This window comes from Obesumbacterium proteus (assembly GCF_001586165.1).
Classification (GTDB): domain Bacteria; phylum Pseudomonadota; class Gammaproteobacteria; order Enterobacterales; family Enterobacteriaceae; genus Hafnia; species Hafnia protea.
In genome coordinates, this window is sequence record NZ_CP014608.1 from 4,891,452 (window position 1) to 4,907,108 (window position 15,657).

Annotated in this window: 17 protein-coding genes and 1 pseudogene; 11 read left to right on the forward strand and 7 right to left on the reverse strand. The window is 47.5% G+C overall.

The window, feature by feature from the left end:
- The first annotated feature begins 126 nt into the window (after positions 1-126).
- Positions 127-420: a ribosome assembly RNA-binding protein YhbY gene (gene yhbY / locus DSM2777_RS22895; RefSeq protein WP_040046298.1), complete on the forward strand. Its 294-nt coding sequence runs from the start codon at positions 127-129 to the stop codon at positions 418-420.
- 139 nt (positions 421-559) lie between these two features.
- On the opposite strand, the gene greA is transcribed toward yhbY, so the two are convergent.
- Positions 560-1,036: a transcription elongation factor GreA gene (greA, locus tag DSM2777_RS22900; protein ID WP_025798838.1), complete on the reverse strand. Its 477-nt coding sequence runs from the start codon at positions 1,034-1,036 to the stop codon at positions 560-562.
- A gap of 276 nt (positions 1,037-1,312) precedes the next feature.
- Between greA and dacB the strand changes: the two genes are divergently transcribed.
- The 3 genes and pseudogenes from dacB (at position 1,313) to pmrB (ending at position 4,508) form a co-directional block, all read left to right on the forward strand.
- The gene (gene dacB, locus DSM2777_RS22905; protein WP_061555230.1) at positions 1,313-2,746 is read left to right on the forward strand and encodes a serine-type D-Ala-D-Ala carboxypeptidase; all 1,434 of its coding nucleotides are present in this window, start codon (positions 1,313-1,315) and stop codon (positions 2,744-2,746) included.
- 37 nt (positions 2,747-2,783) lie between these two features.
- Entirely contained in the window at positions 2,784-3,446 is a 663-nt protein-coding gene (gene pmrA, locus DSM2777_RS22910; protein ID WP_061555231.1) for a two-component system response regulator PmrA, read from the forward strand.
- Positions 3,443-4,508, forward strand: a pseudogene (gene pmrB, locus DSM2777_RS22915) (two-component system sensor histidine kinase PmrB). The gene pmrA and the pseudogene pmrB overlap by 4 nt, the downstream one beginning before the upstream one ends.
- 68 nt (positions 4,509-4,576) lie before the next feature.
- On the opposite strand, the gene cgtA reads toward pmrB, so the two are convergent.
- The 4 genes from cgtA to rplU all read right to left on the reverse strand — a co-directional run bounded on the left by cgtA (position 4,577) and on the right by rplU (position 7,441).
- The gene (gene cgtA, locus DSM2777_RS22920) at positions 4,577-5,755 is read right to left on the reverse strand and encodes an Obg family GTPase CgtA (protein ID WP_025798833.1); all 1,179 of its coding nucleotides are present in this window, start codon (positions 5,753-5,755) and stop codon (positions 4,577-4,579) included.
- Between the two features lie 66 nt (positions 5,756-5,821).
- A complete protein-coding gene (locus tag DSM2777_RS22925) occupies positions 5,822-6,763 on the reverse strand; it encodes a DMT family transporter (protein ID WP_156088301.1) in 942 nt (313 codons plus the stop codon).
- Positions 6,764-6,853: 90 nt separating this feature from the next.
- Positions 6,854-7,111 carry a 50S ribosomal protein L27 gene (gene rpmA / locus DSM2777_RS22930; RefSeq protein ID WP_004093693.1) on the reverse strand — a complete coding sequence of 86 codons (258 nt, stop codon included), beginning with the start codon at positions 7,109-7,111 and terminating at the stop codon, positions 6,854-6,856.
- Between the two features lie 18 nt (positions 7,112-7,129).
- Positions 7,130-7,441, reverse strand: a complete 312-nt coding sequence (gene rplU, locus DSM2777_RS22935) for a 50S ribosomal protein L21 (RefSeq protein ID WP_004093692.1) — start codon at positions 7,439-7,441, stop codon at positions 7,130-7,132.
- Positions 7,442-7,700: 259 nt separating this feature from the next.
- On the opposite strand from rplU, the gene ispB reads away from it, so the two are divergent.
- Both ispB and DSM2777_RS22945 read left to right on the forward strand, forming a co-directional pair.
- The gene (ispB, locus tag DSM2777_RS22940) at positions 7,701-8,672 is read left to right on the forward strand and encodes an octaprenyl diphosphate synthase (RefSeq protein ID WP_061555232.1); all 972 of its coding nucleotides are present in this window, start codon (positions 7,701-7,703) and stop codon (positions 8,670-8,672) included.
- Between the two features lie 214 nt (positions 8,673-8,886).
- Positions 8,887-9,198: a helix-turn-helix domain-containing protein gene (locus tag DSM2777_RS22945; protein ID WP_043490711.1), complete on the forward strand. Its 312-nt coding sequence runs from the start codon at positions 8,887-8,889 to the stop codon at positions 9,196-9,198.
- Between the two features lie 53 nt (positions 9,199-9,251).
- Here the strand turns inward: DSM2777_RS22945 and mdh are convergent, their stop codons facing one another.
- Positions 9,252-10,190, reverse strand: a complete 939-nt coding sequence (mdh, locus tag DSM2777_RS22950; protein ID WP_025798823.1) for a malate dehydrogenase — start codon at positions 10,188-10,190, stop codon at positions 9,252-9,254.
- A gap of 468 nt (positions 10,191-10,658) precedes the next feature.
- On the opposite strand from mdh, the gene argR reads away from it, so the two are divergent.
- The 3 genes from argR (at position 10,659) to yhcN (DSM2777_RS22965) (ending at position 12,207) form a co-directional block, all read left to right on the forward strand.
- Positions 10,659-11,129, forward strand: a complete 471-nt coding sequence (gene argR / locus DSM2777_RS22955) for a transcriptional regulator ArgR (RefSeq protein WP_004093684.1) — start codon at positions 10,659-10,661, stop codon at positions 11,127-11,129.
- Between the two features lie 414 nt (positions 11,130-11,543).
- Entirely contained in the window at positions 11,544-11,807 is a 264-nt protein-coding gene (yhcN, locus tag DSM2777_RS22960) for a peroxide/acid stress response protein YhcN (RefSeq protein ID WP_025798820.1), read from the forward strand.
- Positions 11,808-11,943: 136 nt separating this feature from the next.
- Positions 11,944-12,207 (forward strand): peroxide/acid stress response protein YhcN, encoded by a 264-nt coding sequence (gene yhcN, locus DSM2777_RS22965; RefSeq protein ID WP_025798818.1) that lies wholly within the window; start codon positions 11,944-11,946, stop codon positions 12,205-12,207.
- Between the two features lie 180 nt (positions 12,208-12,387).
- Here yhcN (DSM2777_RS22965) and mpl read toward each other — a convergent pair whose 3' ends face one another.
- Positions 12,388-13,767, reverse strand: a complete 1,380-nt coding sequence (gene mpl / locus DSM2777_RS22970) for a UDP-N-acetylmuramate:L-alanyl-gamma-D-glutamyl-meso-diaminopimelate ligase (RefSeq protein WP_061555233.1) — start codon at positions 13,765-13,767, stop codon at positions 12,388-12,390.
- 168 nt (positions 13,768-13,935) lie between these two features.
- On the opposite strand from mpl, the gene fbp reads away from it, so the two are divergent.
- Both fbp and ppa read left to right on the forward strand, forming a co-directional pair.
- Positions 13,936-14,940 (forward strand): class 1 fructose-bisphosphatase, encoded by a 1,005-nt coding sequence (fbp, locus tag DSM2777_RS22975; protein WP_025798814.1) that lies wholly within the window; start codon positions 13,936-13,938, stop codon positions 14,938-14,940.
- Positions 14,941-15,074: 134 nt separating this feature from the next.
- Positions 15,075-15,605: an inorganic diphosphatase gene (gene ppa, locus DSM2777_RS22980; protein WP_025798812.1), complete on the forward strand. Its 531-nt coding sequence runs from the start codon at positions 15,075-15,077 to the stop codon at positions 15,603-15,605.
- Positions 15,606-15,657 lie beyond the last annotated feature (52 nt).

Consider the following 15,657-nt stretch of genomic DNA (forward strand, 5'->3'; position numbering starts at 1 on the left):
CTAAACAACAGTTTCATCCACTCAGTTGCTTCGGAGTGTCCATGACTATGTAAGACCGATTTGGTGATACACTGGAGATGGCGGTAGAATGTACCGTTTTCAATCCCAACCTAAGCAAAAAAGACGATGAATCTGAATAACAAGCAAAAACAGCACCTAAAAAGCTTGGCCCATCCGCTCAAACCTGTTGTGCAGTTAGGCAACAATGGTTTGACTGAAGGTGTTCTCGCTGAAATTGAACAGGCGCTAACGCATCATGAACTCATCAAGGTGAAAATTGCCGCTGAAGAGCGCGATACCAAAACCTTGATTGCTGACGCCATCGTCCGAGAAACTGGTGCGTGTCAAGTGCAGCTGATCGGTAACGTATTAGTCATTTACCGCCCAAGCCAAGAACGCAAGATCAGTTTACCGCGTTAATACCTTTTCGTATAAAGAAAAGATATAGCACAAACTGAGATGCTTTCTCACCCTAATAGAAAGGCCGCATTGCGGCCTTTTTCTTATCTTTACAAAACTTATTGCCGATTGTACAAACTCTCAGCAATATTCAGAAAAATCAGATGTATTCGACCTTCAGAATTTCGAATTCAACTTCACCGCCAGGGGTTTTGATCACCACAATATCCCCTTGCTCTTTACCGATAAGGCCGCGTGCAATCGGTGAGTTCACCGAGATGCGGTTATGTTTAAAATCAGCCTCATCATCGCCAACAATCGAATAAGTCAGCTTATCTTCAGTGTCGAGATTCTCAACGCTCACCGTACAACCAAAAATCACACGGCCAGTATTTGGGATTTTAGTAACATCAATCACGTTAGCGTTTGAAAGCTTCGCTTCGATTTCCTGAATGCGGCCTTCACAGAAACCTTGCTGTTCACGAGCTGCGTGGTATTCGGCGTTCTCTTTCAAGTCACCATGCTCGCGCGCATCGGCGATGTCGGCAATGATTTGCGGACGACGAGTACCTTTCAAATACTCTAACTCTTCACGCAGTTTTTCTGCGCCACGCAACGTCATAGGAATCTGGTTCATAATTTAGTCACCTTAAAATCTATTCTGCTTAAGTCGCCCTCATCCTGACGCCATCGTTCGATGGCCGGAAGCGATCGGCTGAAGGTTCGAAAATGCGCCCTCAGACCTTGGCGTTGAATAAAAAAATATTAACTCGGGGCCAAAAAACCCAAGTTAAAATCGATTTTGCATTTTGACGGCTATTTTAACGTAGAGTTCAGCAAGTATCATCGTTTACTTTAACCCTAGATGCACCGTAGTATGACAGGCACGTTACTCTGTAGTTATCCCGGGATTATGCAATTTTCACGAATTATCAGTGGATTGGCTTGTGCCTTAGCTTTTAGTACTCAAGCTGCGCCCGTCCAAGATTACACCCAATATTTGCCAGATGGCGCTAACTTAGCCCTTTTGGTTCAAAAAATAGGCTCACCGACCCCTGCCATTGATTTTCATGGGCAGCAAATGGCGTTGCCTGCTAGTACGCAAAAAGTCATCACTGCACTAGCGGCACTGCTTCAGCTCGGGCCTGACTATCGTTTTTCAACCACCATGGAAACCCGTGGTTCTATTAGCGACGGAAAACTGAAAGGCGACTTAATCGTTCGCTTTGGCGGTGACCCAACGCTGCGGCGCCAGCATATCCGCAATATGGTAACGGCGCTGAAAAAACAGGGCATCAATGAAATTACGGGGGATATTTTGATCGATACCTCCGTGTTTGCCAGCCATGACAAAGCTCCCGGATGGCCATGGAATGACATGACCCAGTGCTTTAGTGCGCCGCCTGCGGCAGCGATTGTCGATCGCAACTGTTTCTCGATTTCACTTTATAGCGCGCCGAAAGCTGGTGATACCGCGTTTATCCGCGTCGCGTCGTATTATCCCGTACATATGTTTAGCGAAGTGCGCACCTTGGCCAAAGGCTCGCCTGACGCGCAATACTGCGAGCTGGACGTTGTTCCGGGAGAGCTAAACCGCTTTACCGTTACGGGCTGCCTGACTCAGCGTTCTGAGCCACTACCGCTGGCATTTGCCGTCCAAGATGGCGCGAGCTACGCCGGTGCTATTGTAAAAGATGAACTTCGTCAGTCTGAAATTCAAATTGATGGCAACCTGCGCCGCCAAACAACGCCTAACACCGCTGCGACTATTTTGGCTCAGACCCAATCAGCCCCGCTGAGCAGCTTGCTGCATACGATGCTGAAAAAATCTGACAACATGATTGCCGATACCGTCTTCCGCACTATCGGCCATGAACGCTTAGGCGTTCCGGGCACATGGCGGGCAGGCGCTGACTCTGTGCGACAGATCCTGCGCCAAAAAGCAGGGATCAACTTGGGCAATACGATTTTGGTCGATGGCTCTGGTTTGTCTCGCCACAATCTGATTTCACCCGCCACCATGATGCAAGTTCTGCAATACATTGCGCAAAACGATCAGCAACTGAACATTATCTCAATGCTGCCTTTGGCAGGTCACGACGGAACCTTACAGTACCGCGGCGGTCTTCATGAGGCAGGGGTCGATGGGAAAGTCTCAGCGAAAACCGGCTCTCTGCAAGGGGTATATAATTTAGCTGGCTTTATTACGACGGCAAGCGGTCAGCGAATGGCATTCGTACAATATCTTTCGGGTTATGCTGTTCCACCACAGGATCAAAAAATCCGCCGTGCACCGCTGGTTCGCTTTGAAAGTCGGCTTTATCGAGATATATACCAAAACAATTAGTGATATCTAAATAACAGGCTATTTGAAGCTAAGTGCTATGAAAATACTGATTGTTGAAGATGATGAACTCATCCAGCAGGGGCTTGCAAAAGCCCTCGCTAACGAAAGTTACGCCTGTGATTGTGCCGCTACGGCGGCGCAAGCTAAAAGTTTGGTGCAAGTTGGGCAATATAGCTTAATCATTCTTGATCTTGGATTGCCCGATCAAGACGGCGCATCGCTGCTCCGCCAATGGCGACGCAGCGGCGTTGACATACCGGTTCTCATACTCACCGCACGCGATGCAATTGAAGATCGCGTTGGTGGTTTAGACGCCGGCGCAGATGACTATCTGGTAAAACCTTTCGCTCTGGTTGAGCTTCAGGCCCGTGTTCGCGCACTAATTCGTCGTTTTCAGGGCCATAGCGATAATCTGCTGCAGGTTGAGAACATTGTTCTCAACCTTTCAACCCAGCAGGTGACTTTCGAAGGCCAGCAAATTGAGCTCACACCGAAAGAGTTTGCCCTATTATCTCGCCTGATGATGCGCGCTGGCCAAACGGTCAATCGCGAGATCTTGCAGCAGGATCTTTATTCTTGGCAGGACGATTTAAGTTCTAACACGCTAGAAGTCCATATTCACAATCTTCGTCGCAAACTGGGTAAAGAACGCATTAAAACAGTGCGCAGCGTGGGCTATCGGTTGGAAAGCCAATTATGATCAGCATGCGGCGCAGTCTATTAATCATGCTGGCGCTGATTCTGCTAGTCACTCAACTCGCAAGCGCGCTCTGGCTTTGGCATGAAAGCCGCGAGCAAATCGGTTTTCTCGTCAACGAAACGCTCAGTGCCAAAGCACGTGATGCACACGTGGAAAAGGAAATCAGGGAAGCAATCGCTTCGCTGCTGGTTCCTTCTCTGGTCATGATGTCTTTCACGTTAATTTTATCTGCCATTGCCATCAGTTGGATAATTCGCCCCCCTCAATAAGCTGCAACGGAGACTCGACAAACGCTCCGCAGACAATCTCACACCGATTATCATTGATAGTAATATGCAGGAGATTGCGGCAGTTACCGGAACGTTGAATCAGTTATTTGCCCGTCTTAGTCACACCATTCAGCAAGAGCGATTATTTACCGCTGACGCGGCGCATGAATTACGCACGCCTTTAGCCGGTATTCGTTTGCACCTAGAGCTGTTAGAGCAAGGCGGTGTGGCTGAAGCACGTGCTTTAGTGACTCGCATCGACCAGCTCATGCATACCGTTGAGCAATTGCTGATGCTGTCGCGCGCGGGGCAAAATTTTGCCAGCGGTCATTATCAAACCATCGATCTGACGCAAGATGTTATTCCGCCGCTCAAAAGCGAACTTACCGAAATGCTGGCACTAAGGCATCAAACCTTAGAGATCGACACGCCAGAGCCTGCACAGGTTCTTGGTGATGCCGTACTGATACGATTGATGCTACGTAATCTCGTCGAGAACGCCCATCGCTATAGTCCTGAACATTCGACCATTCGAATCAAAACGGTCAGCAATGAAAAAGGCGTTGAACTTAAGGTTATCGATCAGGGATGTGGAATTGATGAATCTAAGGCTGGCGAACTCACACAGGCATTTCGTCGCATGGATCAACGCTACGGCGGCAGTGGATTAGGCTTAAACATCGTGATTAGGATCATGCAGTTGCATCAAGGAAAACTGACGCTCAAAAACGTTGAAACCGGCACAGGGCTCATCGCGAACTGCTGGTTACCCCATGACATTCTAGCTCGCTAGTATTAGATTTCGTGCATGAAAAAGGCTGCCATTGGCAGCCTTTTGCTTAACAAGCAGACTAAGCAGGATTACTTCTGATAAATGATTTCGACGCCTTCGTCGTCATCTTCATCCCAATCATCATCCCAGTCTTCGTCGGCTTCGGCTTCAGCCTGTTCCAACTGTTCGCGATGATAGTCATCCCACATGAACTCGGCTTTCTTGGCTTTTTCTTTCTCTTCTTCCACTTCAGCGTCACGTGGCTGTGTATCCAGGAAGTGCATAACATCCCAGCACAGCGCGTTAACGCCTTCGCGGTTAGCCGCAGAAATCAGATAGTGCTTGTCTTCCCAGCCCAGAGCGTCTGCAATCGCCTGTGCGCGTTGTTTGGCTTCTTCAGGATCAAGGATGTCGATCTTGTTGAAAACTAACCAGCGTGGCTTTTGGGACAGTTTTTCGCTGTATTGGCCCAGCTCGTTGATGATCACTTTCGCATTCTCGATAGGATCACTTTCATCGATAGGTGCTAAGTCAATCAGGTGCAACAGCACGCGGCAACGTTCCAAATGCTTGAGGAATCGGATCCCCAAACCAGCGCCTTCAGAGGCACCTTCAATCAGACCAGGGATATCCGCAACCACAAAGCTTTTTTCGTGGTCCATACGCACAACGCCAAGGCTTGGAACCAGCGTGGTAAATGGATAGTCAGCAACTTTCGGTTTTGCAGCAGAAACGGCGCGAATGAACGTGGATTTACCCGCATTCGGCAAGCCCAGCATGCCCACATCGGCCAGCAACAACAGTTCTAATTTCAGATCGCGCTTGTCGCCTTTGGTCCCCATCGTCTTTTGACGTGGAGCACGGTTTACGGATGATTTGAAACGGGTGTTACCCAGTCCATGCCAACCGCCTTTACCGACCATCAGCTTCTGACCGTGACGAGTCATATCGCCAAGGACTTCACCGGTATCTAAATCGACAACGCGCGTTCCGACTGGAACTTTGACCGTAATATCATTACCACGCTTACCAGTACAGTCACGGCTTTGGCCGTTCTGACCACGTTCTGCACGGAAAGACTTTTCAAAACGATAGTCAATCAGGGTATTCAGGTTTTCATCGGCCAGCAGATAAACATCGCCGCCGTCACCGCCATCGCCGCCGTCTGGGCCGCCACGCGGAATATATTTTTCACGACGGAAGCTGACGCAGCCATTGCCGCCATCACCGGCTTCGATGTGAATCGCTGCTTCATCTACAAATTTCATTTACTGTCTCCGTAAATCATTTACCGGGCTGCTTAAGCTGAGCAACCTAGCTGTGTAAGCTGTTAGCTAGTTTTGTTCGGCCCGACGCGGCCACCAACGGTGACCCACCGCGGAAAACATTGCTCCGGCTACCACCACAAGTGCTCCGATGTACCCCACCGCATTTAACGAAGGAGGAAGGAACATATCTGGCCATACCAAAGCTAACAAGTCAGAGAACATCAGGGTAAACAGCGGGGTTAACGTCACCACCGCACTGACCTGAGCTGCCTGCCAGCGCGCCATAGCTTCTGCTAGCGCGCCATAACCAATCAACGTGTTGGCACCACAAAATATGAGGCAGGCTAACTGCCAGCCATCCAGCTGAAAAATAACCGCTGGCTTCGCCAACGGAAATAAACATATCGCACATAAAGTGTACAACAGCCAAAGGATCTGTTGTGAAGCTAATCGCCGTAACAGCACTTTCTGAGCGACACCATAGCTTACCCAAACGGTCGCAGCGCCGACGCCGAGAATAACGCCCAGCGTATAGGCCGTGAGTTGGGTAAAGATTTCTTTCAGGCTGACGTTAAAAAATAACAGCAGCCCGCTAATCAACACACATGCGCCGATTACCTGAGTAATGCGCATCTTTTCTTTCAAAATCAGGACACTGGCAAACATCATCCCAACGGGAGATAGCTGGCCTATGACCTGTGATGCCGTAGGACTTAAATACTGCAACGAACTGCTGAACAGAACGAAGTTACCCAGTAAGCCGCAGGTCGCAATAATGAGCAGAACCAGCCAGCGTCGATGCTTAAAAACACGCATCGGCGGCAGTTGCTTACGTGAGTAAAGAATGAAAAACAATCCAACTGAAGCGATTAAAAAGCGATACCAGACAATGGTGTAAGGTTCCATCACCTGTAAAACCTGCTTCATTGCGATTGGCAATGCGCCCCAGAAAACCGCCGTAGTGAGAGCAAGACATATGCCCACTTTGACGTTCTGATTGCTTTCCATACTCAGCATCCTTGGCCTGATTTGGCCCTAAACGTAAAAAAGCCCCGCAAGATTATTGCGGGGCCTTACATCTATTTAGACGCGAAAAACTTATTCAGCAACGATGCTGATGAACTTACGGTTTTTCGGGCCTTTAACTTCGAACTTGACTTTACCGTCAGCCAAAGCAAACAGAGTGTGGTCACGGCCGCAACCTACGTTGTTGCCAGCGTGGAATTTAGTACCACGTTGACGAACGATGATGCTACCTGCCAATACTGCTTCGCCGCCAAAGCGTTTTACGCCCAGACGTTTAGCTTCTGAATCGCGACCGTTACGAGTCGAGCCGCCAGCCTTTTTATGTGCCATTAATCTGCTCTCCTAGAATTAAGCGCTGATACCAGTGATCTTAACATCAGTGAACCACTGACGGTGACCCTGCTGCTTACGATGATGCTTACGACGACGGAACTTAACGATAGTTACTTTCTCGCCACGACCGTGAGCAACGATTTCAGCCTTAACTTTGCCACCAGAAACAAATGGAACGCCAATCTTGATGTCTTCGCCATTGGCGACCATCAGGATCTGGTCAAACTCAACAGTTTCACCAGTTGCGATGTCCAGCTTTTCCAGGCGAATAGTCTGACCTTCGCTTACTCGGTGTTGTTTACCACCACTTTGGAAAACCGCGTACATATAAACTCCGCATTTCCGCACGCATGGTTCGTTGCCCAATACGCGCTATAAATATTCACAATAGGGCGCGAATTCTACGCAAAAATCATTCAGAAGACAAGGGTAGAATCAGGAGAAAAGAAGAAAAAAAACACAGTTCTCTTCGCGCCGTTTATCTAATACGTTTTTCAAGTACAATCATACTATAGTTGGTGGCTTGTGACAGCCTGCATGCGGGCTTTCGCCTGGCGGAAAATGGAAACACAGTTGAATTAATACAATGAACCTAGAACAAATTACTGAGTTAACCGCGCAGGACATGGCGGATGTAAACGCAACAATTCTTCAGCAACTAAACTCTGAAGTTAGTCTAATCAACCAGTTAGGCTACTACATTATTAGCGGTGGAGGTAAACGGATTCGCCCGATGATCGCCGTATTGTCGGCTAGAGCATTAAATTACGAAGGGAATAAACACATCACCGTTGCGGCGTTAATTGAATTTATTCATACCGCGACCCTGCTGCACGACGACGTGGTCGATGAATCCGACATGAGACGTGGCAAAGCTACGGCAAATGCGGCTTTCGGCAATGCTGCCAGTGTTTTGGTTGGTGATTTTATCTATACCCGCTCGTTCCAGATGATGACAAGCCTACAGTCTTTACGCGTTTTGGAGCTGATGTCCGAAGCAACTAACGTTATTGCTGAAGGTGAAGTTTTACAGTTGATGAACGTTAACGATCCGAACATTACTGAAGAAAACTACATGCGCGTTATCTACAGCAAAACGGCGCGTTTATTTGAAGCAGCGGCGCAATCTTCGGCGATCCTTGCTGGAGCCACGCACGAACAGGAAATCGCCTTGCAAGACTATGGGCGCTATCTTGGCACCGCATTCCAGTTGATCGACGATCTGTTGGATTACGATGCAGACGGGAAAACACTGGGTAAGAATACTGGTGATGACCTAAACGAAGGTAAACCAACATTGCCTCTGCTACATGCAATGAAGCATGGCTCACCTGAGCGTTCTGCGATGATTCGTAAAGCCATCGAAGAAGGCAATGGACGCCATTTGCTTGAGCCTGTGCTGGAAACAATGCATGAGGTGGGTTCACTCACGTACACCCGCCAACGAGCAGAAGAAGAAGCTGATAAAGCGATATTAGCGCTACAAGTATTGCCAGAATCAAGCCACAAAGATGCACTGATTGGACTCGCTAATATGGCAGTAGATAGAAAATTCTAATTTTCTATTTTTAGAAACAGAGAAAGAGCCGAAAGGCTCTTTTTTTTTATGAAAAATCGTTATTAAACATAAAAATAGAATAAACATAACGAGTTTCTTATTATTGAAATAATTGGAAATTAATTGAAATTTATAGAGTGTTTTTAGATAGTAGCAAGACACGCAAACCTTATTTCTCTCCCCCTGTTTATGTGTCATTGCAAAGGAATGAATTATGGCAGAGAGTCAATGCCTAGAAGATTGGCATCATGCAGATATTATTGCTGCATTGCATAAAAGAAATATTACGCTCAGTGGGTTATCAAGAGCCTCAGGGCTCTCAAGTACAACGTTATCGAACGCCTTGACTCGCCCTTGGCCAAAAGGCGAATTAATTATTGCTCACGCCCTAGGCATACACCCTTCTGAAATATGGCCAAGTCGCTATTTTGATATCAGTACGCATCAACTTATTGATAGACAGCGACTCATGCGCCAACGCAAGCCAAAAAAAATAAAACCGCCAGCAATAAAGGCCGGCGGTTAAATTCAGATTGAACAGGCAAACGGGTGTGTTAGCCACCCGTATTCCATCAACAATTATTTGTTAACGAAGGTTTCGCCCAGTTCGATATCTTTATGCAGAACATCTAACATGCCTTCCAGCGCTTTTTGTTCAAAGGCGCTTAAAGTACCAATAGATTTGCGTTCAACAATGCCTTCTTTACCCAGCAGCAATGGCTGCGCGAAGAAGCGAGCATATTTGCCATCACCTTCAACGTAAGCACATTCCACAACGTTGCTTTCGCCTTGCATAGCACGAACCAGAGACAAACCGAAACGTGCAGCAGCTTGACCCATAGACAGCGTTGCTGACCCGCCACCGGCTTTAGCTTCAACAACCTCGGTACCCGCGTTTTGAATACGTTTGGTCAGATCGGCAACTTCCTGCTCAGTGAAGCTCACACCTGGGATCTGAGACAACAGAGGCAAAATAGTCACGCCAGAGTGGCCACCAATAACAGGCACTTCAACTTCTGCTGGGTTTTTACCTTTCAGTTCACCAACGAAAGTATTTGAACGGATAACGTCCAGCGTAGAAATACCGAACAGTTTATCTTTGTTATAAACGCCAGCTTTCTTCAGCACTTCTGCTGCGATAGCGACCGTGGTGTTCACAGGGTTAGTGATGATACCTACACAAGCTTTAGGACACGTGCTAGCAACCTGCTCAATCAGATTACGTACAATACCGGCGTTCACATTAAACAGGTCGGAGCGATCCATGCCTGGTTTACGAGCAACACCAGCAGAAATCAGTACGATATCCGCGCCTTCCAAAGCTGGGCGAGCATCTTCACCGCTGAAGCCTTTGATTTTAACGGCTGTAGGGATGTGGCTGAGATCGACGGCGACACCTGGGGTGACTGGCGCAATGTCATAAAGGGAGAGTTCTGAACCTGAAGGAAGCTGAGTTTTGAGAAGAAGGGCTAAAGCCTGACCAATACCGCCGGCTGCGCCGAGAACTGCAACTTTCATTCTATACTCCTTGATTTATCTTTAATTTAAGAGTGCCGTGAATGCATTACCGCGCACCTTAGTCCATCATGTCTTAAAAAACAATCTGTTAACACAAAGATTGGGATATGACGCACTAATTCCATGTCCTACTGCAAGGTTTATAATGAAAAATAGCTTATGCATGAAAGATATAGGGCCACAGAGTAGGAATTCGTTGCGCACTTATCACAGCTCATTACCCGGCCATTACATTACACCCTTCTTTTACATCACAACAACATCATTTTAATAACAATCCATTTACGAATGCCGATGACATAGCCAAAGTTCCCGCCAACATATTCATTTTATGGGCAAGGTGGTAAAATCATCCCCTTGCCGGTTTGAACTCTATCGTGACCGACTTAACGTTTTCCGCACTTAAATTGCATAAAAATTCATTATTACGCATAATAATGTTCTCTATTTCTATTCCTACGGTGAAGAATGCGAACTCCAACAAAGCAAGAAGACTTGATCAAGGCATTCAAGGCGCTGCTCAAAGAAGAGAAATTCAGTTCTCAGGGTGAGATCGTGCAGGCTCTGCAAGATGAAGGCTTTGAGAATATCAACCAATCCAAAGTATCTCGTATGCTGACCAAATTTGGTGCCGTCCGCACACGAAATGCCAAAATGGAGATGGTATACTGCCTGCCAGCAGAGCTTGGCGTTCCTACCACGAGCAGCCCATTGAAGAATCTGGTTCTCGACGTGGATTACAACGAATCCGTTGTGGTGATCCATACCAGTCCGGGCGCTGCACAATTAATTGCACGCCTATTGGACTCATTAGGTAAGTCAGAAGGGATTCTGGGAACTATCGCAGGTGATGACACAATTTTCACCACGCCTGCAAAAGGGTTCTCCGTTGAGCAGCTGCACGACGCTATTTTGTCGCTATTTGATCAAGAGCTGTAATCCTGTTCTCAGGCCTGGTATCTATCAGGCCTATGATTTTCTTCCTGCTCCCCCTTAAACCTGCCGTACTCTTTTCCGCTTAATTACACAACTCATACAGCATGATTCGCTACTTCAAATAGCATTAATGGTCAATCAGCCCTATATCTATATTCCTACCGGTCACAAACGCTACAGACCGCACATTTTGCAACATGATGTTACTTTGTTGATTTAATTAAACTTTAGTCTTGAAAGTGTGTTTTTTGCACTGTTTTTATTCCATTTAGATCTATTCATCAAAGCAATATCAAACAAATAAACCTAACAAACCATTAGCTCGCTATTAATTTTTCAGGTTACTAGGTGTACACTTGTTTTCGTGATTTGAATCACACTTCAAAACTAAATAAAACAATATCTGAGGGATACATCATGAAAATCAAAACTACTATTGCAACTCTTGCCGTTCTTTCATCTCTTTCTTTCGGCGCATTTGCTGCTCAATTAGTTGATAACGCACAGGCATCAAAAATGCAGCCTGTTGGCACCATCAGCGTAAGCGGTGTAAGTGCAGCCCCTTCTGATATCAGAGCAGCACTGTCAGCTAAAGCCGACGCACAAGGCGCAACAGCATACCGCGTCGTAGAAGCCCGTAATGAAGGCTCTTTCCACGCAACTGCTGAAATCTACAAATAAAATACGGATTCACCTGCTTAACGGAGCACAAACTCCGTCAATGAATCGCTAAAGTTAAACCGCAGTGACCAAAAGAATATCGTCATTGAATCTAAGATCGAAGTACTGCGGCAGAATGAAAAATAGGAAAATAATCATGAAAATCAAAACTACCGTTGCTGCTTTAAGTCTTCTCTCTATGGTTTCTTTTGGTGCTTTTGCTGCGCAGTCCATCAGCGCACAGCAGGCGTCCTCTATGCAATCCATCGGCACCATAACCATCAGTGGTATTGATGGTTCGCCTTCAGATATCAAAGCACAGCTGTCTGATAAAGCTGATGCCAAAGGCGCTACCGCATTCCATATCGTTGAAGCTCATTTGGATGGCAACTACCACGCCACCGCTGAGATTTACCGCTAATTGCTAAGATGTTTCATCATAAGGCTGGCGCTTCCTGTGTCTAACCCGATTCAGCCAGCTAACACTATCGTCTAACCCGACGAACCCCATTGCCTCCGCTTGCGGAGGCTTTTTTTTATCAAAATGTTAGGCATAAAAAAGCCGTGGACTAAGCCACGGCTGATTCATTAGAGCGGCAACTTACTGTTGCTCAGCAATCTCTTGCTTATGCTCAAGCGCTTTCAACAGCTTGCTGTGGATCCCTTCAAAGCCACCATTGCTCATCACCAAAATATAATCGCCCGGCTGAGCCGTTTTAGCGATCATATCCACCAGCACATCAACGTCTGCGCTCCAGTGAGCCGGTTGAACACAGGCCTCTGCCACTTCAGTGACCAGCCACGGAATGTGATGTGGCTGGAATAAGAACACCTCATCCGCACGGCCAAGCGCCGGGGCTAGGTCATTCTTAGATACGCCCATTTTCATGGTATTAGAGCGCGGCTCTAACACAGCAAGAATGCGAGCGGTTCCACCAACTTTACTGCGTAAAGCCGCCAGCGTTGCCAAGATAGCCGTCGGATGGTGAGCAAAGTCATCATAAACCTTCACGCCGAAGGCTTCGCCACGAAGCTCTAAGCGTCGGCGGGCGTTGATAAAGCTACCCAAGGCACGGCAAGCATCGGCAGGCAACACGCCAACATGACGGGCAGCGGCAATCGCCATCAGACCATTATGCATATTGTGCTCACCCACTAAGCCCCAGTTAACCTCTCCCACGACTTCGCCATCCAGTAGAACCTCGTAATGGCTGGCATCTGGATTGAGCTTACGCGCGTTCCACGTTCCCTCTTCGCCACTCAGTTCTTGTTCGCTCCAGCAGCCCATCCCCATAACCTGTTTCAGATTGGCATCGTTACCCGGCAAAATAATTCGGCCTTTGCCCGGAACCAAACGCACCAGATGATGGAACTGTTTCTGGATCGCTTTCAGATCGTCGAAAATGTCCGCATGATCAAACTCAAGATTATTGAGGATCAAAGTGCGCGGGCAGTAGTGCACGAACTTGGATCGTTTATCAAAGAAGGCACAGTCGTACTCATCGGCTTCGATCACAAAGAATGGGCTATTGCCCATACGGGCGGAAACGTCAAAGTTTCCAGGAACGCCACCAATCACAAAGCCCGGCTCATAGCCGCACTCTTCCAAGATCCAAGTGACCATCCCTGCCGTTGTCGTTTTGCCGTGAGTACCGGCAACCGCAATAACCCAACGGTGGCGCAGAACTTCATCATGCAGCCACTGTGGACCAGAAACGTATGGGATCCCTTGCTCCAGAATAACTTCCACGCAAGGGTTACCACGCGTCATTGCGTTACCAATGATCACCAAATCAGGTACAGGATCCAAATGGGAAGGATCATAGCCTTCCATCAATGTGATCCCTTCTTTTTCAAGCAGCGTGCTCATCGGCGGATAAACATTGGCATCAGAACCCGTCACTTCATGTCCTAACGTCCGAGCCAGCAAAGCAAGGCCGCCCATAAATGTGCCGCAGATTCCAAGAATATGAATGCGCATATCGTTTCCAGTTGATTACATCGAGTCAGTTCACATTCTAACGCTGTGAACGGCTTAGGCGAAATGGAATTACCTAGGAATCACTTTATACATTGGCTAGAATAGCTGCGAAAACGTTGGCGGTTTGTAAATAAATCGCTACTCCTTCGCAGAATCAGGGAATGTGTCATGAAAACTTTAGGCGAGTTTATCGTCGAAAAGCAGCAAGATTTTCCACACGCTACTGGCGAACTAACCGCTCTCCTCTCCGCAATTAAACTGGGTGCCAAAATTATCCACCGCGATATAAACAAAGCGGGTTTAGTGGATATTCTCGGTGCAAGTGGTGCGGAAAACGTGCAGGGTGAGGTTCAGATGAAACTGGATCTCTATGCCAATGAAAAACTCAAAGCCGCCTTAAAAGCGCGTGGAGAGGTGGCGGGTATCGCATCGGAAGAAGAAGACGATATTGTTATCTTTGAGGGCGACCGCGCCAACAACGGTAAATATGTCGTTTTAATGGATCCGTTAGACGGTTCTTCCAACATCGACGTTAACGTGTCGGTCGGTACGATTTTCTCTATCTATCGCCGCATTACGCCAATTGGGCAGCCGGTTACCGAAGAAGATTTCCTGCAACCGGGAAATTGTCAGGTTGCCGCTGGTTATGTGGTTTACGGCTCTTCAACGATGCTGGTATACACCACTGGCAACGGGGTTCATGCCTTTACCTATGACCCATCGCTGGGCGTATTCTGCCTGTCACATGAACGCGTGCGTTTCCCTGAAAAAGGCAATATGTACTCCATCAACGAAGGGAACTACATCAAATTCCCTCTCGGCGTGAAGAAATACATTAAGTATTGCCAAGAGCAAGACGAAGCGACTCATCGCCCTTATACCTCACGCTATATTGGTTCTTTGGTTGCCGATTTCCATCGTAACCTGCTTAAGGGTGGTATCTACATCTACCCAAGCACCGCAAGCCATCCATCTGGCAAGCTGCGTTTGCTGTATGAATGTAACCCTATGGCATTCTTAGCAGAGCAAGCGGGCGGTAAAGCGACCGACGGTTTCCGTCGTATTCTGGATATCGCACCGGAAAAACTGCATCAACGAGCACCTTTCTTCGTTGGCACCAGTTCTATGGTAGAAGACGCTGAACGCTTCATGAGCGATTTCCCAGACGCCTAATCCTGCCTCCCGGTAAATTTCAAGCGTGAGGCGACAAACCGAACGCTTGAAAGATGTCGGGCAGACTGTTCATTTGTGGAGTGACCGCTATAATAGCCGTCACTCCATTTCTGGTTTGATTAAAGGAAACCGACATGAGCTTGATTAACGTCCCTGCTGGCAAAGATATGCCAGAAGACATCTACGTAGTTATCGAAATTCCAGCTAACGCTGATCCAATCAAATATGAAGTAGACAAAGAAACAGGCTGCCTGTTCGTAGACCGTTTCATGTCTACCGCAATGTTCTACCCATGCAACTACGGCTACATCAACCACACCCTGTCTCTGGACGGTGATCCGGTTGACGTTCTGGTCCCAACTCCGTACCCACTGCAGCCAGGTTCAGTCATTCGTTGCCGCCCAGTTGGCGTGCTGAAAATGACTGACGAAGCCGGTGAAGATGCGAAACTGGTTGCTGTTCCACACAGCAAAATGACCAAAGAATACGATCACGTCAAAGATGTGAACGATCTGCCTGAACTGCTGCGCGCCCAAATCTCCCACTTCTTTGAACATTACAAAGATCTGGAAAAAGGCAAGTGGGTTAAAGTTGAAGGTTGGGATAACGCTGAAGCCGCTAAAGCTGAAATCGTTGCCTCTTTCGAGCGCGCTAAAAACAAATAATTGTTTTCACGTGCACGAAAAAAAACACCGCCATTGGCGGTGTTTTTTTATG